At 70.9% G+C, this 23880-nt stretch carries 24 protein-coding genes; 14 read left to right on the forward strand and 10 right to left on the reverse strand.

The window, feature by feature from the left end:
• The first annotated feature begins 41 nt into the window (after positions 1-41).
• Both apaG and hemH read left to right on the forward strand, forming a co-directional pair.
• The gene (gene apaG / locus KYK13_RS07470) at positions 42-425 is read left to right on the forward strand and encodes a Co2+/Mg2+ efflux protein ApaG (RefSeq protein ID WP_223643130.1); all 384 of its coding nucleotides are present in this window, start codon (positions 42-44) and stop codon (positions 423-425) included.
• A gap of 17 nt (positions 426-442) precedes the next feature.
• Entirely contained in the window at positions 443-1507 is a 1065-nt protein-coding gene (gene hemH, locus KYK13_RS07475; protein ID WP_223643131.1) for a ferrochelatase, read from the forward strand.
• Here hemH and KYK13_RS07480 read toward each other — a convergent pair.
• Entirely contained in the window at positions 1485-2513 is a 1029-nt protein-coding gene (locus tag KYK13_RS07480; RefSeq protein WP_223643133.1) for a hypothetical protein, read from the reverse strand. The genes hemH and KYK13_RS07480 overlap by 23 nt on opposite strands.
• 289 nt (positions 2514-2802) lie before the next feature.
• Between KYK13_RS07480 and KYK13_RS07485 the strand changes: the two genes are divergently transcribed.
• Positions 2803-3564, forward strand: a complete 762-nt coding sequence (locus KYK13_RS07485; protein ID WP_223643135.1) for a hypothetical protein — start codon at positions 2803-2805, stop codon at positions 3562-3564.
• A 7-nt stretch (positions 3565-3571) separates the two neighbouring features.
• Here KYK13_RS07485 and KYK13_RS07490 read toward each other — a convergent pair whose 3' ends face one another.
• Complete coding sequence (locus KYK13_RS07490) at positions 3572-4537, reverse strand: L-threonylcarbamoyladenylate synthase (protein ID WP_223643137.1); 966 nt, start codon at positions 4535-4537, stop codon at positions 3572-3574.
• A 32-nt stretch (positions 4538-4569) separates the two neighbouring features.
• On the opposite strand from KYK13_RS07490, the gene KYK13_RS07495 reads away from it, so the two are divergent.
• The 5 genes from KYK13_RS07495 to KYK13_RS07515 all read left to right on the forward strand — a co-directional run bounded on the left by KYK13_RS07495 (position 4570) and on the right by KYK13_RS07515 (position 10724).
• Complete coding sequence (locus KYK13_RS07495) at positions 4570-5985, forward strand: TIGR01777 family oxidoreductase (RefSeq protein ID WP_223643139.1); 1416 nt, start codon at positions 4570-4572, stop codon at positions 5983-5985.
• 95 nt (positions 5986-6080) lie between these two features.
• Complete coding sequence (locus KYK13_RS07500; RefSeq protein WP_223643141.1) at positions 6081-7007, forward strand: ABC transporter ATP-binding protein; 927 nt, start codon at positions 6081-6083, stop codon at positions 7005-7007.
• The gene (locus tag KYK13_RS07505) at positions 7004-7726 is read left to right on the forward strand and encodes an ABC transporter permease (protein WP_223643143.1); all 723 of its coding nucleotides are present in this window, start codon (positions 7004-7006) and stop codon (positions 7724-7726) included. The genes KYK13_RS07500 and KYK13_RS07505 overlap by 4 nt, the downstream gene beginning before the upstream one ends.
• Complete coding sequence (locus KYK13_RS07510) at positions 7723-9594, forward strand: Gldg family protein (RefSeq protein ID WP_223643145.1); 1872 nt, start codon at positions 7723-7725, stop codon at positions 9592-9594. Before KYK13_RS07505 ends, KYK13_RS07510 begins: the two co-directional genes overlap by 4 nt.
• The gene (locus KYK13_RS07515) at positions 9591-10724 is read left to right on the forward strand and encodes a hypothetical protein (RefSeq protein WP_223643147.1); all 1134 of its coding nucleotides are present in this window, start codon (positions 9591-9593) and stop codon (positions 10722-10724) included. Before KYK13_RS07510 ends, KYK13_RS07515 begins: the two co-directional genes overlap by 4 nt.
• A 3-nt stretch (positions 10725-10727) precedes the next feature.
• Here KYK13_RS07515 and KYK13_RS07520 read toward each other — a convergent pair whose 3' ends face one another.
• Genes KYK13_RS07520 through KYK13_RS07535 form a run of 4 tightly spaced genes read right to left on the reverse strand, consistent with a single transcriptional unit; the run spans position 10728 to position 14282 of the window.
• Positions 10728-11489: a GvpL/GvpF family gas vesicle protein gene (locus tag KYK13_RS07520; RefSeq protein ID WP_223643149.1), complete on the reverse strand. Its 762-nt coding sequence runs from the start codon at positions 11487-11489 to the stop codon at positions 10728-10730.
• 33 nt (positions 11490-11522) lie between these two features.
• On the reverse strand, positions 11523-11933 hold the full coding sequence (locus KYK13_RS07525; protein WP_223643151.1) for a response regulator: 411 nt from the start codon (positions 11931-11933) through the stop codon (positions 11523-11525).
• Positions 11930-14059 (reverse strand): ATP-binding protein, encoded by a 2130-nt coding sequence (locus KYK13_RS07530; protein WP_223643153.1) that lies wholly within the window; start codon positions 14057-14059, stop codon positions 11930-11932. Before KYK13_RS07530 ends, KYK13_RS07525 begins: the two co-directional genes overlap by 4 nt.
• A gap of 4 nt (positions 14060-14063) precedes the next feature.
• Positions 14064-14282 carry a hypothetical protein gene (locus KYK13_RS07535; protein WP_223643155.1) on the reverse strand — a complete coding sequence of 73 codons (219 nt, stop codon included), beginning with the start codon at positions 14280-14282 and terminating at the stop codon, positions 14064-14066.
• Positions 14283-14508: 226 nt separating this feature from the next.
• On the opposite strand from KYK13_RS07535, the gene KYK13_RS07540 reads away from it, so the two are divergent.
• The 5 genes from KYK13_RS07540 to KYK13_RS07560 all read left to right on the forward strand — a co-directional run bounded on the left by KYK13_RS07540 (position 14509) and on the right by KYK13_RS07560 (position 19052).
• Positions 14509-16023, forward strand: a complete 1515-nt coding sequence (locus tag KYK13_RS07540; RefSeq protein ID WP_223643157.1) for an FAD-dependent oxidoreductase — start codon at positions 14509-14511, stop codon at positions 16021-16023.
• An 82-nt stretch (positions 16024-16105) separates the two neighbouring features.
• On the forward strand, positions 16106-16594 hold the full coding sequence (locus tag KYK13_RS07545) for a hemerythrin domain-containing protein (RefSeq protein WP_223643159.1): 489 nt from the start codon (positions 16106-16108) through the stop codon (positions 16592-16594).
• A gap of 64 nt (positions 16595-16658) precedes the next feature.
• Positions 16659-17345, forward strand: coding sequence for a DNA-3-methyladenine glycosylase (locus KYK13_RS07550; RefSeq protein ID WP_223643161.1), 687 nt, complete (start codon positions 16659-16661; stop codon positions 17343-17345).
• A gap of 83 nt (positions 17346-17428) precedes the next feature.
• Positions 17429-18580 carry a zinc-dependent alcohol dehydrogenase gene (locus KYK13_RS07555; RefSeq protein ID WP_223643163.1) on the forward strand — a complete coding sequence of 384 codons (1152 nt, stop codon included), beginning with the start codon at positions 17429-17431 and terminating at the stop codon, positions 18578-18580.
• A 31-nt stretch (positions 18581-18611) separates the two neighbouring features.
• Positions 18612-19052, forward strand: a complete 441-nt coding sequence (locus tag KYK13_RS07560; protein ID WP_223643165.1) for a hypothetical protein — start codon at positions 18612-18614, stop codon at positions 19050-19052.
• Between the two features lie 10 nt (positions 19053-19062).
• Here the strand turns inward: KYK13_RS07560 and KYK13_RS07565 are convergent, their stop codons facing one another.
• The 3 genes from KYK13_RS07565 to KYK13_RS07575 form a co-directional block, all read right to left on the reverse strand.
• On the reverse strand, positions 19063-19422 hold the full coding sequence (locus KYK13_RS07565) for a GFA family protein (RefSeq protein ID WP_223643167.1): 360 nt from the start codon (positions 19420-19422) through the stop codon (positions 19063-19065).
• Between the two features lie 148 nt (positions 19423-19570).
• The gene (locus KYK13_RS07570) at positions 19571-20140 is read right to left on the reverse strand and encodes a hypothetical protein (protein ID WP_223643168.1); all 570 of its coding nucleotides are present in this window, start codon (positions 20138-20140) and stop codon (positions 19571-19573) included.
• A gap of 378 nt (positions 20141-20518) precedes the next feature.
• Positions 20519-21772: an MFS transporter gene (locus tag KYK13_RS07575; protein ID WP_223643170.1), complete on the reverse strand. Its 1254-nt coding sequence runs from the start codon at positions 21770-21772 to the stop codon at positions 20519-20521.
• Positions 21773-21856: 84 nt separating this feature from the next.
• Between KYK13_RS07575 and KYK13_RS07580 the strand changes: the two genes are divergently transcribed.
• Positions 21857-22549, forward strand: coding sequence for an SIMPL domain-containing protein (locus KYK13_RS07580; RefSeq protein ID WP_223643172.1), 693 nt, complete (start codon positions 21857-21859; stop codon positions 22547-22549).
• A 21-nt stretch (positions 22550-22570) separates the two neighbouring features.
• Here KYK13_RS07580 and KYK13_RS07585 read toward each other — a convergent pair whose 3' ends face one another.
• The gene (locus KYK13_RS07585; RefSeq protein ID WP_223643174.1) at positions 22571-23842 is read right to left on the reverse strand and encodes a pyridoxal phosphate-dependent aminotransferase; all 1272 of its coding nucleotides are present in this window, start codon (positions 23840-23842) and stop codon (positions 22571-22573) included.
• Positions 23843-23880: the final 38 nt, after the last annotated feature.

Genomic DNA, 23880 nt, shown 5'->3' on the forward strand with positions numbered 1-23880 from the left:
TTCGCTTGCATCGGGCGGGAGTCACTGCCAAGTCTCCCGCCATGTCCACCGCCACCACCGACGGCATCCGCGTCACCGTGGAGCCGGCCTTCTGGCCGGAGCGCAGCACCCCCGAGTCCGGGCAGTACGCCTTCATGTACAAGGTGGTGCTCCTCAACGAGGGCACCGTGCCGGCGCAGCTGCGGTCGCGGCATTGGATCATCACCGACGCGCAGGGGCACGTGGACGAGGTGAAGGGCGAGGGCGTGGTCGGCCGTCAGCCGCACCTCAAGCCGGGCGAGCGGTTCGAGTACACGAGCTGGGCGATGCTCAAGACGCCCTTCGGCACCATGCGCGGCGCGTATGAGATGGAGCGCCCGGACGGCACGCGCTTCGAGGCGCGCATCGCCGAGTTCGCGCTCACGCTCCCGCACGCGCTGCACTGAGCACGGGGACAGCTCGCATGCCTGTGCCGACCACGAAGCGGGGGCTGCTGCTCGTCAACCTGGGGACGCCGGACGCCCCCGAGTCCGGCCCGGTGCGCCGCTACCTGCGCGAGTTCCTCAATGACCCGCGCGTCATCGACATCCACCCGGTGGCGCGCTGGTTCCTCCTGAACCTCTTCATCCTCCCCGTGCGCCCCGCGAAGAGCGCGGAGGCGTACCGCAAGGTGTGGATGAAGGAGGGCTCGCCGCTGCTCGTGTACAGCCGCGCGCTGGAGGCGGAGGTCGCGGAGCGGCTGAAGGACGACTACGAGGTGGAGCTGGCCATGCGCTACGGCAACCCGTCGCTGCCGGACGCCATCGCGCGGCTCAAGGCGAAGGGCGTGTCGGAGTTCACGGTGTTGCCGCTGTACCCGCACGAGGCGGCGTCCTCCACCGCGTCATCGCTGGCGCGCACCTATGAGGTGCTGGCGGAGGGCTGGGACGTCCCCAACGTGCGCGCGGTGCCGGCCTTCTGGGACGACGCGGGCTTCCTGGACGCGTTCGCGGCGGTGGCCCGGCCGGTGATTGCGGACATGCGCGCGGACCACGTGCTGTTCAGCTTCCACGGGCTGCCGGAGCGCCACATGCGCAAGAGCGACCCGACGGGGCAGCACTGCCTGGCCTCCGCGGGCTGCTGCGACGCCATCACGGACGCGAACCGGCACTGCTACCGGGCGCAGTGCTTCGCGACGGCGCGGATGCTGGCGCAGCGCCTTTCGCTGCCGGCGGGCGGCTCCACGGTGTCGTTCCAGTCGCGGCTGGGGCGCACGCCGTGGGTGAAGCCCTACACGGACCTGGTGCTGCCGGAGCTGGCGGCGAAGGGCGTGAAGCGGCTGGCGGTGATGTGCCCGGCCTTCGTGGCGGACTGCCTGGAGACGCTGGAGGAGATTGGCCTGCGCGCGAAGGAGCAGTTCGTGGAGGCGGGCGGCGAGTCGCTGACGCTGGTGCCGTCCCTCAACGCCCACCCGGCGTGGGTGGACGCCGTGGTGGGGATGGTGCGCGCTTCGGACGGCCCGCCGGTCAAGGCGCGGGCGTCGCGGTAGGCGTGGGCGCCTGCTGGGGCGCGCTGACGGGCGTGATGTGGGCCTGGTAGGTGCCCACGGGCAGGTTCACGGCGGGCCGGGCGGGGCCGTTGAGGGTGGTGGACAGGGTGCCCTGCCAGGAGCGCCACTGGCCGGCCTTCACCAGGAACTCGCCCTTGCCGGTGACCTTCACGGTGGCGCCCAGCTCGGTGCCTTCCGGCTGGGAGGTGGACGGCGGGGGCGGCGCGTCGGGGGCTTCGGCGGCCTCGCTCTCCTTGGGCAGGTTCTTCAGGGTGGGGCGCGGGGGGCTGAGGGTGCCGCCGAACTGCTCCTGGAGGTCGTACTCGAGCGTGGCCACCTGCTCGCCGTTGTCGCCCGGGGTGATGGAGACGAGCTTCACGCGGTTGTGGCGCTCGCCGCCGCCCGCGCGGCGGAAGAGGGTGCCCAGGGCGTCCGGGGTGGTGAGCTCGGTGCCCAGGGACCACGTATCGCCGGGGCGCACGGGGTCGCGCGGCAGCTCCATCACCAGCGTGGCCAGGTTGCGCGCGGGCCCCTGGAGCCCGTCGATGATGAAGCCGCGGTCGCTGAAGGAAGCGTCCTCCGGCGCGCCGCCGTTGGGCGTCACGTGCAGCTGGCGCTCACCGGTCTTGTCCAGTTGGAGCGCGTAGGTGAACGCGGTGGGGAAGGGGGCGCTGGGGGCGGCCTGGGGGGCTGTTTCAGCGGGAGCGGCCTTGGCGCCCTTCTTCTTGGCGGCCTTGGGCGCGGGGGCGGACTCGGGGACGGCCGCGTTGCGGTCCAGCGCGAGGTCCAGGCGGAAGGAGATGGGGGCGCCCTCGGCGAGCTTCCAGCGCAGGACGACGGCGTCCTTGGGAATGGCGGGCTCGGCGCGAGCGGGCGGGGCTTCTTCCGCGGGTGCGGGCTCGATGGCACCCGGCGGGCGCGGGATGGGCTCCATCTTGCCCGGCGCTTCCTGCTTGCAGGCGGTGAACGCGAGGGCGACGAGCAGACCGGACAGACTTCGCTTCACGGGGACACTCCTGGTGACCGTCGCGGGATAGCGGAGCGGACGGCGGTTGTAAAAGGGAGAACGGCCCATGACGCGGCCCGCCGGGGGTGACGCTTTCAAGCTGGCGGATGTCCGGTTCCCCTCTGCGGGGAGCAAGCCTGAGCGACCCGGGGCCTCCGCCGCAAGTCCCCCTGGGGCGTCCGGGCCTGGCTCCCTTCATGTTTTATGATCGCTTTTGCCCGAGAGGCCATCCTGGCGGGGTGGCGTAAGAGGGGCCGTCATAGAGATTGGAGGTCCCATGAGACTAGGCGTGCTTGGCTGCATCTTCGCGGCGTGCCTCTCCGCTGCCTGCGTGACCACTCGCGAAGATCTGATCGAGAAGAAGCGTCATGGGGCCATGCAGGACTGGAGGCGTCAGGGGGCTGCCTATCGGAGCTCCGAGGGCTTTCAAGATGCCCGTTGGGGCATGAGCGTCGAAGAAGTCCGTGAGCTCTTCCCGGATGGAAAAATGCTCAATGAGAATGCGATGCGCTGGAAAGGCACCATCGCGGACCTTCCAGCAGTCGTGAAGTTTGGCTTTCTGAAGGGGCGATTCGTCGCGGTCGACGTCTTCTTTCCGGACGCAGGTAACGTTCGGAACTCACACCTGCTGATCCGGCGGCTGCTCAATCGGAAGTTCGGAACCCCGGTACGTGATCGGGATACAGCCGATGAAGCCCAGCGGCGGGTTGGCAGCTATCGCTCTGCCGCGGATACCGTGTTCGTGCTGGGGAGACTCACGGAATCACTCACCGGAGTTCACCAGGATCAGTACGCGCAGCAGCGCATCGATGTCCGTGCGGAAAACGATGAGGCTGAAGCCCGGAGACAGGCGCACGCTGCCGAGAAGCGATTCTTGCTGTTGAGCCGGTGGGCGACGGTCGAAAGTGACGTCAAGCTCAGGAGCGTGAAGACGCCAGGCGTCGAGGCTGTGGTTATCGAGTATGAGAGTGCGAGGTATGCAGCGGAACTCGCAGCGGCCCGGCAACGCGCAAGGGAACTTGAGCTTCAGCGCATGGCCAAGGAGCTTTGAGGGCTGGTTAGCCTCTGCGGGGCGCCGCCGCGCGGGACAGCCGGTCTCGCACGGCGATGCCCAGGCCGCTCGCAGCGGGCAGACAGGCCACGAGCACGTCGTGGCCCTGTTCGTCGGCTTCCCGGAGCCGTGCGTAGAGGACTCGCGCGGCCTGCGCGGGTTCGCCCGGCACGTCGAAGCGATGCACGTCCGTGGGCAGTGACAGCGACGCGGGGCCCAGCACTCCGACTCGCAATCCCTGTGCACGCAGGGCTTCCACCCGCTGCACCGCTTCGTGCGGCTCCGCGAGCACCACGCCGGCTCGCGGTGCGTAGTGCGACTCCAGCGACCCGGACACTCGCACCGTGGACGACGTCCGCACCGGCACCTCGCGCCCCAGCACGCGCTCGATGTCTTCTGTCGCCAGACCTCCGGGCCTGAGAATCGCGGGCGCTCCTGAAGACAGATCCACGATGGTCGACTCCACGCCCACCGTGGACGGACCTCCGTCCAGCACCAGGTCCACGTCGTCGCCCAGGTCTCGCCGCACGTGCTCCGCGGTCGTCGGGCTCACCCGGCCGAAGCGGTTGGCGCTGGGCGCCGCCACGCCTCCTCCCAGCCGCTCCAGCACCTCCATCGCCACGGAGTGGCCGGGCACCCGCAGCGCCACCGTGTCCTGGCCTCCCGTCACTGCGTCCGTGGCCCTCGACGTGCGCGGCAGCACCAGCGTCAGCGGCCCCGGCCAGAAGGCCTTCGCCAGCGCCTTCGCTTCGTCCGGCACCACGCGTGCCCATTCAGGCAGGTGCTCCGCATCCGGGATGTGGACGATGAGGGGATGGGTCGCCGGTCGGCCCTTGATGGCGAAGATGCGACGGACGGCCAGCTCGTCCTCGGCGTTGGCCGCGAGGCCGTAGACAGTCTCTGTTGGCAGGGCGATGACGCCGCCGCGGCGCAGCAATTCGACTGCACGGTCGAGGAGGTCGGGAGTAAGCATGCTCGGGCCGCACTGTCTCCCCAGGAGAAACCATGGGCAAGTCGCACGTTTTCGATGCGCGCAGCCAGATGCCAGTCCCCGCCGCCGACCTCTTCTCCTGGCACGCCCGCGAGGGAGCCTTCGAACGTCTGGCGCCCCCCTGGGAGACCGCGGAGGTCGTGGACCGCTCCGGCGACGGCATCCACCCCGGCGCCCGCGTCACCGTCAAGCTCCACCTGGGCCCCATCCCCCAGCGCATGGTCGCCGAGCACACCGCCTACGTGGAGGGCTCCTCCTTCCAGGACACCCAGCGCGAAGGCCCCTTCACCAGGTGGATCCATGACCACCGCATGCTCCCCGCGGGCCCCGGGACCTCCATCCTGGAGGACTCCATCCAGTACGAGCTGCCCGTGGGGGCGCTCGGGGACACCTTCGGCGGCGGCTATGCGCGCAAGCGCCTGGAGCGCATGTTCGCGTACCGTCACTCGCTCACCCGCGCGGACCTGCGCCGCCATGCCGCCTTCGCATCCCAGGGCCCGCTCACCGTGGCCATCGCCGGTGCATCCGGCATGCTGGGCTCGTCACTGGCGGCGTTCCTCTCCACGGGCGGCCATCGCGTGAAGCGGCTGGTGCGCGGCCGCGCGAACCCGGCTCGCGGGGACATCGCCTGGGCCCCCGACAAGGGCACCATCGACGCCGCAGGCCTGGAGGACGTGGACGCCGTGGTGCACCTGTCCGGCTCCAACGTGGGCGAGGGCCGGTGGACCGACGCGCGCAAGGCGGAGATCCTCAAGAGCCGCACGGAGACCACCCGCCTGCTGTCGGAGACCCTGGCCCGAGCCACCCGCAAGCCGCGCGTGCTCATCAGCGCCTCCGCCGTCGGCTACTACGGCAACCGGGGCGAGGAGGAGCTCACCGAAGCCTCCTCCTCTGGCGACGGCTTCCTCGCGGACGTCACGCGTCAGTGGGAAGCCTCCACCGCCCCCGCCGAGGCCGCGGGCATCCGCGTGGTGCGCATGCGCATCGGCGTGGTGCTGGACGCGCGGGGTGGGGCGCTCGCGAAGCTGGCGCTCGCGACCCAGGCGGGCGGCGGTGGGCCCGTGGCGTCCGGACGCCAGTGGATGAGCTGGGTGTCCCTGGAGGACGTGATGGGCCTCATCCAGTTCGCCATGTTCACGCCGTCCATCCAGGGGCCCGTCAACGCCGTGTCCCCGAACGCGGTGCGACAGGGCGAGCTGGCGAAGGTGCTGGGCAAGGTGCTCCACCGCCCCGCCATGTTCCTGCTGCCCGCCGCCGTGGTGAAGGCCGTCTTCGGTCAGATGGGCGAGGAGACCCTCCTGTCGAGCACCCATGCGCTGCCCACCGTGGCGCAGGCGCATGGCTTCCCCTTCCTCCTGCCCGACCTGGAGGGCGCGCTGCGCTTCACGCTGGGCCGCACCACCGACGGCGCGGAATACCGCCACGGGTGAGCCGTTGGGGGCGGCGCAAGTCGCCCCATGCTTGACACTCCTCGGGAGGGGCGACAGAAGTGCGCCGCTTCCCCCCTCGCTTCGAGGAGTCCTGATTGATCCAGGTCGAAGGGCTGACGAAGTTCTACGGCGAGCACGCGGCCATCCGGGACCTGGCCTTCACCATCGGCCAGGGCGAGGTCATCGGCTTCCTGGGCCTCAATGGCGCCGGCAAGTCGACGACGCTCAAGATTCTCGGCTGCGTGTTGCTGCCCACGTCAGGGCGCGTCGTCATTGACGGGCACGACGTGGTGAACCAGTCCCATGAAGTGCGCCAGCGCATCGGCTACCTGCCGGACGTGCCCCCCGTCTACGAGGAGATGACCGTGGGCGAGTACCTCGCCTACGTCGCCCGGCTGCGAGACGTGCCCGCGAAGGCCACCGCGTCCCACGTCGGCGAGGCCGAGGAGAAGACCGGCCTGCGCGACGTGCACGGCGACGTCATCTCCACGCTGAGCCACGGCTACCGTCAGCGCGTGGGCCTGGCGCAGGCGCTGGTGCACAAGCCCGCGCTGCTCATCCTCGATGAGCCGACCAGCGGCCTGGATCCGCTCCAGATCGTCGAGATGCGCGACGTCATCCGCGGCCTCAAGGGCGCGCACACGGTGCTCGTGTCCAGCCACATCCTCCCGGAGATTTCGCAGACATGTGACCGGCTGCTGATCATCCACAAGGGCACGCTGCTGGCGCAGGGCAGTGAGGAGGAGCTGTCGCGAAGCCTGGGCGGTCCGTCCATCGTGCTGGAGGTACGGGGCGACCGCGCGCGGGCCATGGAGGCCTTGCAGGGTTTCGGCTCGGTGGAGGCGCGGGAAGGGGAGCGGGGCGTGCTGGCGATGAAGGTCGCGGCGGCGCCGGAGCTGCGGCCCCAGGTGGCTCGGGCGGTGGTGGGCGCGGGCCTGGAGTTGCTGCGATTGGACGCGAACGAGGGGCAGCTGGAGGCGCTGTTCCTGCGCCTGACGCACGGGCAGGAGGTGAAGGCGTGAAGGCGCTCCTGATTGCGCGCCGCGAGCTGGCCGGCTACCTGCGCACGCTCAGCGGCTACGTCATCCTGGCCATCATCCTCGCGGTGAACGGGCTGTTCTTCAACGCGTACGCCCTGGGCGGCGCGAGCAAGCGCTCGGCGGAGGTGCTGTCCGGGTTCTTCTATTACTCCAGCGGCTTCACCATCGTGGCCGCCATCCTCGTGTCCATGCGGCTGCTCGCGGAGGAGCGCCAGACGGGCACGCTGCCGCTGCTCTACGCCTCGCCGGTGCGGGACCGGGATATCGTGCTGGGCAAGTTCCTGGCGGGGCTCGCGTTCCTGGCGCTGTACCTGCTGCTCACGCTCTACATGCCGCTCCTGGTGCTGGTGAACGGCAAGGTGTCCTTCGGGCACGTGGCGGCGGGCTACCTGGGGTTGCTGCTGCTGGGCAGCGCGTCGCTGGCGGTGGGGACGTTCGGGTCGTCGCTGGCGAAGAACCAGCTGCTCGCGGCCATCTTCTCCGCGGTGATGCTGGTGGCGCTCATCCTGTGCTGGCTGCTGGCGCGCATCACCGAGCAGCCGCTGGCGGACGTCTTCAGCGCGATGTCGCTGTGGAACCAGCACTTCCCCCCGTTCCAGACCGGGCTCATCCACGTGCGCGACGTCGTCTACTACCTGGTGGTCACCTACGTGGCGCTGTTCGCGGCCACGCGGGTGCTGGAAGCGCGGAGGTGGCGATGAGCACGCCGGCCTCTTTCGGGACGGGGCTCGCCGCGACGGGGGCGTTCGTCGCGGGGCTCATCGCCGTATTCGTCGCGGAGCGGGTGCTGGGAGCGGGCTCCGGCCGCGTGGCGTTGGCGGCATTGGGCACCGCAGTGGCCGTAGCTGCAACGGCATGGCGCGCGGTGCGGATGATCTCCGCGCCCGCTGAGCGGCGCGCGCTGGAGCGCTGGGTGCTCACGCTGTACGTCGTGGGGCTGGCCGCGCTGGCGCTCTACTTCGTGAAGGGGGACGTGGGGACGGCGCTCCTCGGTGCGCCGCTGTCGCGTTCGGCGCCCCGGCTGTCGGTGGTGCTGGCGGTGCTGTTCCCGGCGCTGCTGCTGTGCGCGCTCGTGCCGCTGGCGATGGTGGAGGCCGCGCTGGTGGCGATGGCGCGCGCGCCGGTGCCGGAGACGGGCCGCGTGAAGAGCGCGCTGTTCTCCGGCCTGGGCGTGGCGTTCGTCGTCGTGTTCGCGTTCGCGGCGACGTACGTGGCCACGCAGGCGGACGCGACCTGGGACCTGTCGTACTTCCGGACCGCGAAGCCGGGCGATGCCACGCGCAAGCTGGTGCGCGGCCTCAACGAGCCCCTCCAGGTGACGCTCTTCTTCCCGCCCGCCAACGAAGTGGGCGAGGCGGTGCGGCAGTACTTCCGCGACCTGGAGCCAGAGAGTCCGCAGCTGGGCGTGGAGTCGCTGGATCAGGCGGTGGAGCCCGCTCGGGGCAAGACCCTGGGCGTCAGCAACAACGGCTCCGTGGTGCTGGCGCGGGGCGACCGCAAGGAGAGCCTCACGCTGGGCCTGGATCCGGAGCGGGCGCGCGGACAGCTCCAGCGGCTGGACGCGGAGGTGCAGCGGCGGATGCTGGCGGTGGCGAAGCCCCGTCGCATCGTCTACCTCACCGGGGGCCATGGGGAGCGCGCGGACACGCGGCCCGTTCCGGGGGAAGAGGCCCGGCCCTCGGTGGCGCAGTTGAAGGAGTTGCTGCGCGCGCAGAACGTGGACGTTCGCACGCTCACGGTGGCGGAGGGGCTGGGCTCGGCGGTGCCGGGCGACGCGGCGATGGTGGCGGTGCTGGGGCCCACGCGGGAGCTGCTTCCGGAGGAAGCCACCGCGCTGCGCGAGTACTGGGAGCGCGGCGGGCGGCTGTGGATCGCGCTTGAGCCGGATGGCGCGGCGCTGGAGCCGTTGCTGCAACCCATGGGGCTCAAGTCGCTGCGCGTGCCGCTGGCGAACGACCGGGTGTTCTTCCGCACCACGCGTCAGCAGAGCGACCGGGGCAACCTGGGCACGGCGAGCTTCTCCTCGCACCCGTCGGTGACGTCGCTGTCCGCGCTGGGCTCGCAGGGCGCGGTGGCGTTTCCGGGCGCGACGGCGATGGAGACGGTGACGCCGCCAGTGCCCGGCGTGCTGTTGGACACGAGCGTGCGAGCGCACGCGGCGACGTTCGCGGACCGCAACGGCGACTTCGAACCGGAGCCCGGCGAGGTCGCGAAGGCGTGGCCGCTGGTGGTGGCGGTGGAGCGGCCGGCGGGGGAGGGGAAGCCCGCACCTCGCGCGGTGGTGATGGCGGACGCGGACGCGCTGGGGGACGGCATCCTGGGCAACCTGGGCAATGCGTATCTCGCGGTGGACACGCTGCGCTGGCTGTCCGGCGAGGAGTCGCTCTCCGGCGTGACGAACAGTGAGGAGGACGTGCCGTTGCAGCACACGCGCTCGCAGGACGTCGCGTGGTTCTACGCGACGGTCTTCGGGGTTCCGGTGGCGGTGCTGGCGGTGGGCTTCTTCGTGACGCGGCGGCGCGGGCGGCGCGCGCCCCGGGGCGTCGCGGTGGCGGGAGGTGCGCGATGAAGGCGCGCGACGTGGCGGTGCAGGGGGGAATGGCGTGCGTGGCCCTGGTGGCCGCGTTCTTCGTGTGGCAGCGCGAGCCCTCGCGGGTGGCGGGCGAGGTGACGGTGGAGGACGCGCCCGCGAGCGCGCTCGACCGCATCCGGTACGACGAAGAGGCGCGCTTCGTGGAGCTGTTCCGCGACCCCCAGGACCGTGACACCGTCTGGGTCCGTTTGGGCACCAAGCCCGTGAAGCCGGGCGCTGAGGCCGCGATGGATGCGGGCGTCGTTGCCCATGCATCCGGTGACGCGGGCATCACCCTGCTCGATGCGGGTGCGCTGGCTCACTCGACGTCCGACGCGGGCTCGCCCGCGACTGCCGCCAACACGGGCGCGCTCGCGAGTGCTTCCACGGACGCGGGGACTCCCGCTCCCGTGCCTCCACCCCGCGAGCTGCGCGGCAACGACGTGGCGCTGAAGCTGTTCTCCCACTTCGCTCCGCTGCGCGCGCAGCGGGACCTGGGCGTCCTGGACGACACGAAGCTGGACGAGATCGGCCTCGCGAAGACGCAGCGAGGCCTGACGCTGACGTTTGATGGGACGCCCCGGCTGTTCCGCCTCGCCACGCCCGCGTCGGGCTGGGGCTCGCCCTATCTTCAGCGCACGTCCGACGGGCACGTCTTCCTCCTCGGGCCCGGGCTGCTGCCGGACCTGGAGGCCGCGGCCAGCCGGCTCGTGGACCGGCGCCTGCACGCGTTCGACGTGGACGGCTTCGACCGCGTCGTCATCTCCACCGGCACCACGTCCCGTGCCTTCGCCGCCAACGGCAAGCCCCCGGGCGCCGTGCAGCTCTCGCCCGCGGACGCCCCCGGCACCCCGGACGACTTCGCCCGCAACTGGCACGACCGCCTGTGGCGCCTCACCCCCGTGGAGCTCCTGGGCCGCGGCGAAGCCCCTCCAGGCCCGGCCCCGACGCCCGCCTTCCGCGTGGAGTACCAGCGCGGCGGCAAGGCCGTGGGCGAGCTCTCCATGGCGAAGACGCCGGATGGCTCGTGGTACGCGCGCACGGAGCTCGCTCCGGGGTGGGTCCGCATGGGCGGCGGCCTGGAGCTGCTGGCCGAGGACGCCGCGAAGCTCACCACGCCGCGCTGACGCTCACGGCGCGGCGGAGTCCGCGGGCTCCACGTCCAGCCGCACGTCCACGAAGCTGTAGGCCGGCCACGGCCCCGTGAAGCGGAACGTGTACGCGTCCAGCCGCGCCACCAGTGACTGCACCCGCGCCTCGAACGCGGCCACCCGCGTGCGGTCCACCAGGAAGGCCGCGTTGAGCAGCATCCGCTCCCCCAGCGGCGCCGCTTCGTGCACGGCCTCCGACAGCGTCCGCAGGCCGGCCTTCAACCCCTCCAGGTCCTTCGTCGTGCATTCGCGCAGCGCCGCCTCCAGCCGCGCCTCGTGGTCCTCCTCGAGCTCGGACGGGCCGCGCGCCAGCTCCGGGTTCGCCTTCTGCAGGCTGCGCGTCAGCGCATCCCCATGGCAGTACACCTTCAGCCCCAGCTCCACCCGGCCCTCCAGCTCGGAGAGCGCCCGGCTCAGCGGCGCGCGCGCCACGCGCAAGAGTTCCCGCACGCGCTCCTCCGACGGCAGCACCGTCCCGAAGGCCACCGGCACCAGCGTGTGCCGCTGCACCAGGGCCTCCGTCACGCGCTGGTGCATCAGCAGGTGCGCCCGCGTGGGCACCACCCTCAGGCTCGCGACATCGGACACCAGCGCCGCGAGGCCTCCCTCGCGCACCGTGCGCACCGGGGCTTCACCCAGCCCCGCGACGTCCGGCTCCCAGCCGGTGTCCTCACGGATGATGCCGTAGAGGTAGTGCGCCCGTCCCTCGCGTGGGGACTCCGCCTGGGTCTTCGTCGTCATGACGTGCCCACCTCCCTGCAGTGACATCTTCTTTCAGCGCCTGGATGCCGCCTCGCGCCGGGCAATCATCTTCTTCACCTGGTCCACCAGCGCGTCCGGCAGGCACGGCTTCGTGACGTACGCGTCACACCCGGCCTCGTTCGCGTCCTCCGAGTGGCCCTTCAGGGCATGGCCCGTCAGCGCCACCACCGGGATGCCCTTGGTGCGCTCATCGCCCTTGAGCCGGCGCGTCGCCTCCCAGCCGTCCATCACCGGCAGGGACAGGTCCATCAGGATGACGTCCGGCGTCAGCTCGAACGCCTTGTCCAAGGCCTCCTGGCCGTTCTTCGCCTCCGCCACGCGGAAACCGGAGAACTCCAGGTACTCCGCGTACATCTCCCGGGCATCCTGGTAGTCGTCCACCACCAGCACGAGCGGCTTTTGTTTTTCCGGGGTGTTCGTCATGTCCGTCTCGCACGTCTTGGAAAGTGCAGGGTGAAGGTCGAACCCTGGCCCGGAGCGCTCTGGAGGGAGACGCGTCCCCCTATCATCTCGGCCAGTCGGCGGCAGATGGACAGACCCAGGCCTGTCCCCCCATAGGCCCGCGTGGGCGAGCTGTCCACCTGCTGGAAGTCCTCGAAGATCTTCTCCTGGTTCGACACGTCGATTCCGATGCCGGTGTCCTTCACCGAGATGGCCACGGTGCCGGTGGCGTTCTGATACTCCGCCATCACCTGCACGCCGCCTTCGTGCGTGAACTTCAGCGCGTTGGACAACAGGTTGAGGACGATCTGCTTCACCTTCTGTCGGTCGCTCCACACCCCTGGCAGCCCCTCATCCAGGCGCGTGTCCACCGACAGCTTGCTGCGTGCGATGATGGGGTCCATCTCCGCCATCACCTCCTGCAACAGCTCCGGAATCCCGAAGTCCGACAGGTGCAGCGGCATCCGCCCCGCCTCGATGCGGGTGATGTCCAGGATCTCGTTGATGACCTCCAACAGGTGCCGCCCGTTGGAGTCGATGCGCGTGAGGTTCCTGCGCTGCGGCGGCGTCATCTCCCCGGACACGCCCTGCAGGAGCATGTTCGTGTAGCCGAGGATGGCGTTGAGCGGCGTGCGGAACTCGTGGGACATGTTGGCCAGGAACTGCGACTTGGCCGCGCTCGCCTGCTCCAGCTGGATGGCCTGCCGGCGCAGCTTCTCGTTCTGCTCCGCCAGCTCCGCGGTGGCGGACTGCACGCGCGCCTCCAGCTCGCTGGAGACCTCCTTCACGCGCTCCAGCAGCCGCGCCCGCTCCAGCACCTCCGTGCGGTCGTGGAAGACGGTGACGATGCCCGTCAGCTCGCCCCCGTCGCCCTGCACCTTGTTGGCCATGGCCTCCATGGGCACGGGCGCGCCGGTGGCCGGGTCGTCCAGGGTCAGCTGGCTCTTCCAGCGCGACACGCCCGCGTTCTCCGGCCCCAGCAGGTTCGCCAGGAAGGACGCGAAGAGGGCGTCGTTGGAGCGCACCCGGCGCAGCATGGCCTCGCCCGCGGGGCCCTCGCTCGCCGGGCCCTCTTCATGGGGCCATGCGAAGAGCCGCTCGGCCGGGTCGTTCATCATCACCATTCCGCCCGTGGGGTCGGTCAGGATGATGGGGTCCGCCACCGAGTCCAGCACCCGGTCCAGGCGGTGGCGCTCGCTCCGGGCCTCGCGCTCCGTGGCGCGCAGCTGCCGGTAGCTCTCGCCCAGGGCCTGCGTGGCGCGGCCCAGGTCCGTGAGGTTGCGCAGCACGCTCACCACCACGGATGGCCCGTCCGGCGCCAGCACCGGCGTGGTGATGAGCTCGAAGAGCAGGTCCATGCCCTCCAGCGGATCCACCAGCGGCACCTCGCGCCGGTGCACCGAGGTGCCGCCCTGCGTGAGCGTCTCCCGGAACAGGCGCTGGTTGAGCTCCACCGCGCGCGTGCGGCCAGGGCTCGAGTCCGGGCCCGCCACCAGCAGCGCCTCCGCGCGCGCGTTGGCGAAGAGCAGCGTGCCCTCCGTGTCCGTGAGCAGCACCGGATCCGACACCGCGTTGATGACCCGGCGGAGCAGCCGGTCCGGCTCCGGACGCCGCGGCGCCCGAGCGTCCCCGGCCAGCTGCCGGGCCAGGAGCGGCCCCGCGCACGCCGCCACCCATGCTACGTCCTCCGGCACGGCCGGGCCGGGCAGCCCCACCACCAGCAGCGCGGCCGCGGAGGCTCCGGAGCGGCCCAGCGGCACCGCCAGGAACCCACCCGGCATCGCCGCGCCCTCCACCGCGTCCGCCGCCAGCCACCGTGCCCCGGGCCGGGTGCGGGAGGCGGCGAGCGGTGAGCCGTGCGCATCCCACGCCCGGGCCAGCGCGGCCTGCTGCGCGCCCGTCAGCCCTTCGCTGGCCAGGCACGTGGACGCGCTCGCGCCCTCCGCGGGACCGACACAGGCGGCCGGCGCACCATGCCTGCGCGCGAGCCACTCCACGACCGCTCGCGCGCTGGCGACGGCGGACTCGCAGGCGAGCAGGTGCTCGGCGAGCACGAGGCGCGCCCCGGAATCGACTTCGGCGGGGGGCAGCGGGGCAGGGGACACCACGACCTTACGCTCCGGGCAAAGGGGGACGCGGGGAACGACCGCGCTCCAGCGAGTCTGCGGTGCGGACCTCCGAAAATGCCACCACGATGCGCGCCTCCCCGTCCCGGGACGCGGTGCGACACAGGGCCTCCAGGGCCTGCGTGTCGAAGCGCAGCCCCCTGTCCAGCAGGCGGTCCAGCACGTCCACGAGACTGGTCCCACCCGACACGCGTTCCACGGGCATTCGACGCATGCTCCTTGGGTCCGCCCGGCGCGGACCTTCGGGTCCAGGGGCCGTTTTAACGCGGAGGCGTCCGCGCACCCCAGCCTCGTCCGCGCCCGGCCCCTGATTGACCAACACCCGGGGGGAAGCTCTGTTGGGTCGCATACACCCCGCGCTGGGCAGCCGGCCGGGCGGGGCTCGGCAGGCGTGGCTTATGCCCTGGGGAGCGGATTCCTAGCCTTCTTCCATGAACGAAGAGCGCCAGCACAAATCCCTCTGGACGGTGACGACGCGTCCCCGAGACTTCCCCCCCCTGGCGGGCGACCTGGAAGTGGACGTGGCCATCATCGGCGGAGGCGTCGCGGGCCTGACGACCGCCTGGTTGTTGAAGCGCGCCGGCAAGAAGGTGGCGGTGCTGGAGATGCACCGCATCCTCTCCGGACAGACGGGGCAGACCACCGCGCACCTCACGGAGCTGCTGGACACGCCGTACACCACGCTCGCGAAGCACTTTGGTGAGAAGGGCGCGCACCTGGCCGCGTCCTCCAGCAGGGCCGCCATTGAACAGATTGCGTCCCTGGTGGAGACGCTCGGCATCGACTGCGGCTTCACCCGGGCGCCGGCCTTCCGCTACGCGGAGAACGAGCGCGAGCTGCGCGACCTGTTGCATGAGGTCGCGGTGGCGAAGCAGGTGGGGCTCCTGGCCACCTTCACCCGGGAGGTGCCGCTGCCCTTCCCGGTGAAGGGCGCGCTGCGCGTGGAGGACCAGGCCCTGTTCCACCCGCGCGAATACCTGCTCGCGCTCGCGGACCGCATCCCCGGCGACGGCTGCCACCTCTTCGAGAACACCAAGGTCGTGGACATCCACGACGGCGCGCCCTGCCGCGTCGTCACGGAGCGCGGCACGGTGACGGCGCAGGCGGTGGTGGAGGCCACCACCACGCCGCTCAACCGCGTGGCCATGCACACCAAGCTCTATCCGTACCGCACCTACGCGGTGGCGGCCCCGCTGGACGGGCCGCTGGAGCCGGGCCAGTACTTCGACAGCCGCGACCCGTATCACTACATCCGCACGCAGCAGGTGGACGGGGTGCCCTACGTCATCGTGGGCGGCGAGGACCACAAGGTCGGCAGCGAGGAGGACACCGAAGCGCGCTTCGCCGCGCTGCAGGCGTACACGCGAGACCGCTTCCCGGTGAGGCGCATCACCCACCGCTGGTCCGGTCAGGTCATCGAGCCCGCGGACGGCCTGCCCTATATCGGCCGCAACGTGGGCAGCCGCCACGTCTACGTGGCCACGGGCTTCTCCGGCACGGGCATGACGTTCGGCACGCTCGCGGGCATGTTGCTGACGGACCTCATCCTCGGCAACGAGAACCCCTACGCCGCGCTCTACGATGCGGGCCGCGTGAAGCCCAGGGCCGGCGCCAGGGACTTCATCCAGGAGAACGCGGAGGTGGCCTTCCGCTTCGTCGCGGACCGGCTGGCGAAGCCGGACGGACGCCACCTGGCGGACGTGGCGCCGGGCGAGGCCAAGATCCTGGAGGTGGAGGGCCGCAAGGTGGCCGTGTACCGCGAGGAGGACGGCACGCCCCACGCGGTGTCCCCGGTGTGCACGCACCTGGGCTGCCACGTGCACTGGAACAACGCGGAGCGCACCTGGGACTGCCCCTGCCACGGCGGCCGCTTCAGCCCCACCGGCCGCGTGCTGAACGGTCCCGCGGTGAAGGACCTGCCGTCCGTGAAGCTGCCGATGAAGTGAGAAGTGCGCGCGGGTGGGCTTCCCTTCGGGCGAGCCCACCCCCATCTATCAGCTCGTCCATTTCATTCACGGGGGTTGGGGAATGAACGCGTTGGAGCTGATCAAGCAGCAGCACGAAGAGGTGGCCGGGCTCTTCAAGAAGTACGAGAAGCTGGCGGAGCACGCGGACGCCGAGCGCCAGGAGCTGTTCGAGCAGATCGCCGACCGGCTGGGCGCGCACGCGAAGATTGAAGAGGACTACTTCTATCCGGCGCTGAAGAAGGAGGACACGGAGGACGACCTGCGCGAGGCCGTGGAGGAGCACCTCTCCGTCAAGCGCCTCATCGCGGACCTGCTGGAGATGGACGCCTCCGACGAGGAGTTCGACGCGAAGATGAAGGTCCTCCAGGAGCAGGTGGAGCACCACGTCGAGGAGGAGGAGGGCGACCTCTTCAAGGCGGCGCGCAAGCTCCTCAGCAAGGACCAGCTTGATGACCTGGGCATCCAACTGGAAGAGGAGTACGACACCCTGATGGAGGGCGAGCCGCGCAACGACGTGCCCGCGGAGACGGAGCACGCCGCGCCCATCTAGCGCGCTGCGTTCTTGAGGCAAGACGGGGGTTGCGCGTGGCGTGGGGCCGGGCAGCATGCGGCCCATGCCGCGCGCTCCTGTCTCCACCCCCGTGTTGCTGCCGGATGCCTTCACCCCCGCCGCCCGCCGCGCCCTCGTGCGCGCGGACCCGACGCTGGGCACGCTCTTCAAGAAGATAGGGCCGTTCCGCTTCACGCGGACCCCGCTGCACAGCCCCTTCGAGGCGCTGGCGCACTCCATCGTCTACCAGCAGCTCCACGGCCGCGCGGCGGCCACCATCTTCGGCCGCGTCTGCGAGCGGGTGGGGAAGGGCAGGGACTTCACGCCCCAGAAGCTGCTCGCGCTCCCGGACACCACGCTGCGCGAGGCCGGGCTGTCCGCGAACAAGCTGCTGGCCATCCAGGACCTGGCGCGCAAGACGGTGGACGGCACGGTGCCGCCGCTCGCGCGCGTGCGCCGCATGTCCGACGCGGACCTCATCGAGCACCTCACCCAGGTGCGCGGCATTGGCCAGTGGACCGTGGAGATGCTGCTCATCTTCCGCCTGGGCCGGCCGGACATCCTCCCCGTGGATGACTACGGCGTGCGCAAGGGCTTCATGGTGCTCCACAACCTGGAGGAACAGCCCAAGCCCAAGGCGCTCCTGGAGTACGGCGAGCGCTGGCGTCCGTTCCGCAGCGTGGTGAGCTGGTACCTGTGGCGGGCGGCGGAGGCGCCCGTGGGCACCTTCGCACCGCCGGAGGACAGCTAGCCGAGCGAGGGCCGGGAGCGCACCGTCCCTTGTCTTACCGCGCGGGCATCCTCACCCGTTAGGGAACGGAGGACTCACCCCGCATGCGCGCACTCACGTACCAGGGGCCCTATCGGGTCCAGGTGGAGCAGAAGCCCGACCCCCGCATCGAGCATCCGCAGGACGTGGTCCTCAAGGTGACCCGCGCCGCCATCTGCGGTTCGGACCTGCACCTGTTGCACGGCCTGGTGCCGGACACGCGCGTGGGCTGCACCTTCGGCCACGAGTTCACCGGCGTGGTGGAGGAGGTGGGCAGGGAGGTGTCGCAGCTGAGGAAGGGCGACCGCGTGGTGGTGCCCTTCAACATCTCCTGCGGCACCTGCTTCTACTGTCAGCGCGGCCTCACCGGGAACTGCGAGAACAGCAACCCCGGCAGCGACGTGGCCTCCGGCGTCTACGGCTACTCGCACACCACGGGCGGCTTCGACGGCGGCCAGGCCGAGTACGTGCGCGTGCCCTTCGCGGACGTGGGGCCCATGAAGATTCCGGACGCCATGGACGACGAGTCCGTCCTCTTCCTCTCCGACATCCTGCCCACCGGCTACCAGGCCGCGGAGATGGGCGAAATCAAGGGCGGCGAGACGGTGGTGGTGTTCGGCGCGGGCCCGGTGGGCCTCTTCGCGATGAAGTCCGCGTGGCTGATGGGCGCGGGCCGCGTGGTGGCGGTGGACCACGTGCCGTACCGCCTGGAGTTCGCGCGCAAGTTTGCCAACGTGGAGACGGTGAACTTCAAGGAGGTGGGCGACATCGTCCTGCACCTGAAGGAGATGTTCGAGGGCCGCGGCCCGGACGTCTGCATCGACGCGGTGGGCATGGAGGCGGAGGGCTCGCGCGCGCACCGCGTGCTGGGCCTGGGGCTGAAGCTGGAGGCCGGCGCGCCCACCGTCATTGAGTGGTGCATCAACTCCGTGCGCAAGGGCGGCAACGTCTCCATCATCGGCGTGTATGGGCCGCCGTGGAACTTCGTGCCCATTGGCACCGCGATGAACAAGGGGCTGACCTTGCGCATGAACCAGGCGAACACGCGCCGGTACATGCCGCACCTCCTGGAGCACATCCAGGCGGGCCGCATCGACGCGAAGGGCATCATCACCCACCGCTTCCCGCTGGAGCAGGCGCCGGACGCCTACCACCTGTTCGCGCAGAAGCGCGACGGGTGCGTGAAGTGCGTCCTCATGCCGCACGGCCACGCGTGAACGAACTCTCGCCCTGAACAGGAGGCACGCCATGCCCCAGAAGACGCCGCACAAGCCGCGCCGCGCGAAGAACGGCCAGTCGAAGGCGCGGGTGAAGCAGAACCCGACCCTGGCCGTGGACGAGGACCCCGCCCGCCGGCCGGGCGTCCCCATGGAGACGGCGCCGAAGCCGCTGGCGGGCGCGCGCGTGCCCATCGCGCCGCAGCACTCGGACGTGCCGGTGTACAAGCACGCCGGCCGCAAGCAGATGCCGCCGGTGTTCGGCACCGCCCAGCCTCCGAAGGGGCTGAGCGGCTTGCTGCGAAAGGCGGCCTACGCGAAGCCGGACCACAAGCCCGGCCACTGGATGCTGCTGATGCTGGCGGACCGGGTGGACGTCTGGGAGCACCGGCTGCGGAGGTCGCTTCCCTGGGCCGCTCCTTCCGCGGCGGTCCTCGCCGCCGGCCTGATGTGGCGGGGCCGCCGCGCGTGAGGCGGGGGCCTTACGCGTCCCGGCCGTTGTAGGGGAAGGGCTTGAGCGTGGACAGGTCCAGGCCTTCCACGCAGCGCAGGTTGACGGCGTACATGGCCTTGCCGTCCGGACCCTTGCCCATGGCGTAGGACTCCACGCCGCAGGTGGGGCAGTGCAGGTGGTTGATGACCTTCTTGTTGAACTGGTAGGTCTTCACCACGTCCGCGCCGGAGAGGGACTTGAACTGCTCCGGCGGGACGAACGTCAGCACCGCGCCAATCTTGTGGCAGATGGAACAGTTGCAGCTGACCACCTGCGCCAGGTCCGTGGTCGCCTCGTAGCGGACCTGTCCACAGTGGCAGCCGCCCGTATACGTCTTCATCTCCGCCATGGTGTCTCCTCCGGTGTTGCGTGATGCCCGGGCCGGGAGCGCGCGCTCCCGCCCGCCCGGTGCGTGTGATGCGCATCAATGAACGGAGGCGGCGGGGACCGCAAGCGCGCCGGTGGCTGCCCAGCGCGCTTGCGGCGGTGCGTCAGGCTCAGTCGGAGTCGGTCATCACGTTGACCATCCGCACGAAGCGGCGGTCCGTGCTCACCGCCGCGATGACGTAGCCGGCCGTGTAGCCCGGCGCGCCGCAGCCGCGGCAGCTCCAACCGGTGTAGTAGAGCCGGTTGCTGTTGCGGGAGATCGCCGTGATGTACGCCACGGCGCCCTCCACCTCGTCCACCGTCGGCGTGCCGGACACGGTGCGAGTGCTCAAGAGCGCGATGAGCTCCTTCACGGTGATGGGCTCGAAGATGCTGCTCTGCGGACCGAAGTAGCTGAACGCCTCCATCAGGATGGACTGGTTGGCCACCACGCCCTGGTTGTTGGGGATGAAGCCCTCACGGATGGTGGAGGAGTTGGCCAGCGGACCGGTGGCGCCGTACAGCGACGCGGGCGTCTGGGCGACGGGGTTGAAGGACCACTGGGCGACCGGGGTGGTGGCGTCGTTCAGTTCGTAGAAGTCCGCGAAGTACTTCGCCGCGGTGCCCGTCAGCGACTGCTGGAAGGGCGAGTCGTTGAGGCGGGTGGTGAGGTAGGCGCGCTCGGCGCCGTCCACGCCCATGGGGCTGCCGGTGTCGTTGAGGAACGCGTCCCGCGCGGTCTTGATCTCCGAGCGCAGGATGGTCGCGCCACCGGGGCTCGTGGGGCTCTTCGCCGCGGCGATGCTCGCCTCGAAGGCGGGGATGCTGGTGGTGGACGTGGCGAAAGCCGCCGGAGCGCTGAACAGGACGAGCCCTGCCCAGCAGGGACGTCATCGACAGGGTCTTCATGGAGAACCTCTTCATTCGCGGCCCGTGTCACGGGCGCGCGTTCAAGGGGGAGAACCGCGAACGACGCGTTGGCGAGTAACACGCCCCCCTGACACCGCTCGCGTGAGGTTCCGGTGACGCGCGTGCCCGTGACACGCCCATGATGGGGTGTGTCGCGAGCCTGGAAACTTTCACGATGCGGGCTGTGGTGCCGCGGGCGCGGGCGCGTGGCGGCGCAGGGGCGCGAGCAGCGCCAGGAACGCGGCGGACAGCACGACGCCCAACAGGAACATGTTCGCGTAGCCCAGGTTGCCGAACTTTGGATCCGCGAGCACGCCCGCGAGCGGCCCCGCCGGCGCCTTGCCCGCGACCTCCACGCTGGCCAGCAGCGTGTAGTGCGTGGCGCCAATGCGCCGGTCCGTGCGCGACATCATGAACGCGAACATCACCGTGGTGAGCGCGCCGCCGAAGAACTCCTCGGTGAGGGTGACGCCCAGCACGCTCGCGTCGCTGACGCCCGCCCGCGTGAGCAGCCAGCGCCCCGCGAGCGGCAACAAACGCAGCGTGCCGGTGAGCGCCACCGCCCGCAGCAGCGGCAGGCGCGCGGCGAGGATGCCTCCGCACGTGGAGCCCAGGAGGGAAGCGGCGGTGCCCCACGTGCCCACCCACAGGCCAATCTGACCGGCGGTGTAGCCCGCGTCCACGAGGAAGGGCTTGTAGAGGACGTCGGACATCGTCTCGCCCAGCTTGTACGTGCCGATGAAGAGCAGCAGCCACCCGGTGCCCGGCACGGTGACCGCGGCCTTGATGCGGGCCCAGAGCGCGGGCCAGTCCAGCCTCGGTGACTCCGGCCCTTCCTCGGACTCGCGCGGGGGCGGCTCGCGCACGAAGAGGACGACGGTGAAGACGGCCAGGCACAGCGCGGCCATGGCGAGGAACAGCCCGGACCAGCCGATGCGCGCGCTGGCCCACACCAGGAGCCCGCCGCCGGTGAGCATGCCCAGCTTGTAGCCCACCACCTGCGCGGTGTTGCCCAGGCCCAGCTCCTCCGGCCGCAGGAGGTCCACCGCGAAGCCGTCCACCGCGATGTCCTGCGTCGCGGCGAAGAGGTTCATCACGAAGATGAGGCCCAGCAGCAGGGGCAGCGAGCCCCGCCCCGCCGCGAAGGCCGCCAGCGCGCACGCGAGCGCGAGCCCCGCCTGCATGGGAAGGATCCACGAACGCCTGCGCCCCACGCGCTCGGAGCCGTAGCGGTCCACCAGCGGCGCCCACAGCGCCTTGAACATCCACGGCAGGGACAGCGCGCCCGCGAACCCCAGCGCGGCCAGCGATACGCCGCGCGAGCGCAGGTAGACGGGCAGCGCCGTCACCTGGAAGCCGAAGGGCAGCCCCTGCACGAAGTACAGCGCGCACAACAGCCACAGCCGGGACGGGATGCGTCGCATGGTCGTGGGCGCGAGCATAGGCACGCCCTCGGGTGTCCGTCGTGGGCGTAGACTCGCCGTTCCAGTCACCACCCGGGGAGACGCATGCCGGAGCAAGCCGCAGCCGAGTCGGGAATCATCGTCGTGGAGCTGTTCTCCGAGCACGAGCTGGAGGCGGACCACGTGGACGCGGTGGTGGACGTGAAGGCGTCCTCGTTCTTCACCGGCAACGCGGCCTTCACCAACGCGCGCGAGGTGGCCGCGCTGGTGCGCTGCATGGAGGACCTGGGCGTGCAGGCCGCGGCCTTCACCCTCCAGTCGGTGCAGGCGGAGACCACGGAGGGGCTGCTCACGCGCTCCTCGTCCGCCCTCTACACGGTGCGCATCCGCCTGGTGGACATGGCGCGGGTGGGGGACGTGCTCGCCGCGCTGTCCGGCCAGAAGCAGGCGACGCTGCGCGAGCTCAGGTGGGGCTACACACACGAGCCGGAGGCCCGGCAGGACTGGCTGGAGGCGCTGGCCCGCGAGTCGGTGAAGAAGGCGCGCCGCGTGGCGGCCGGGCTGGGCGTGACGCTGGCCGGGCTGCACCGCTTCTCCGAGCGCATCTGGGAGTCGCAGGCCTTCGGCGCGAGGGGCGGAGGGTATGGCGGCGGGGGAGAGGACGTGGTGCCCATGGCCCCGCCGGGCAGCTACAGCGTGAAGCGGACCGCGTCGCTGGGCTTCCCCGTGTCCCACCGCAAGAAGGTGCACGTGATGGCCACCGCGGAGTTCCGCACGCGCCCGGCCCCGGAGTCCTGAGGCCCCGGGGCGCGCCCGCCGTCACGGAGCGCCGGGCGTGTGCTTCATCACGAGCGCCTCCAGCCGCTGGAGCGCCTTGTCCAGGGTCTCCCACGACGGGCCGAAGGACAGGCGCACGTAGTTGCGGAAGCGCGAGGCCCGCGCGCGGCGCTTGCCCGGGTTCACGTCGAAGAACTCGCCGGGCACGGTGATGACCTGGTGCTCCAGCGCGGCGCGGAAGAAGGCCATGCCGTCGTTGAGCGGCGCGGGCAGCCCGGACAGGTTGCCCCAGACGTAGAACGTCCCGTCCGGCGCCCGGTCCGTGCGGATGCCCAGCCGCTCCAGCCGCGAGTGGAACCGGTCCCTCTTCTCCCGGAACGTGTGGTGGATGGCGCGCGTCTCCGCCACCACCGTGTCCTCCTGGAGCAGCGGAATCGCCGCGCGCTGCAGGGGCCGGCTGCCGCCGCCGTCCAGGAAGCTGCCCGCGCTGGAGACCGTGTCGATGACCTGCCTGGGCCCCACCGTCCACGTCATGCGCCAGCCCGGGTAGCGCCAGTTCTTGGTGAGCCCGTCGAAGAGAATCACCGGGTCGCGGTTCACGTCCTCCACGTACCGCGCCGCGCTCTCCACCGGCAGCACGCCCGGGCGGCCCGTCCAGACGTAGTGCGAATAGAACTCGTCGATGAGCAGCGAGCACTCCAGCTCGCGCGCCACGCCCACCCACCGCGCCAGCTCGTCCCCCTGCACCAGCTTGCCGGTGGGGTTGCACGGGTTGGAGAAGAGCAGCGCGGACAGCCCGCGGCCCTGAACCTCCCGGCGCAGGTCCTCGTGCGTGAAGGCGTAGCCGCGCTCGCCCTCCAGCAGGATGGGGATGGCGGTGAACGCCTTGAAGACGTCCAGCAGCTCTTCGTACGCGGTGTAGTCCGGCAGGAAGTGGCCCAGGTTCACGCTCCCCAGGCTCGCCGCGGCGCGGGTGAGGGCCGCGCGGCCACCGCCGGACAGGCAGACGTTCTCCGCGCTGTACTGGCTCGGCATCCCCTTGCGGTAGAGCCGGTTGTAGAGCCCCGCGATGGCCTCGCGCACCTCCCAGAGGCCCGCGACGGGCGCGTACTCCTGGTCCGCCATGTCCACCGTCACCGAGTGCACGCGCGGCGGGGCGCCTGGCAGGTCGCCCGTCTCCGGCTGACCCTGGCCCAGGTTGCACCAGTCCGGGTCGCCGGGACGGTAGCCGCGGCGCGAGGCCTCGGCGGTGACGAAGATGACGCCCGTGCGGGGCACGGTGCGAAACGCATGCAGGGGGACGCTGTCGCTCACGCTGCCTACGCTAGCGCGCCCCCTGCTCCCGTGCAGCC

This window comes from Corallococcus sp. EGB, assembly GCF_019968905.1.
Classification (GTDB): Bacteria; Myxococcota; Myxococcia; order Myxococcales; family Myxococcaceae; genus Corallococcus.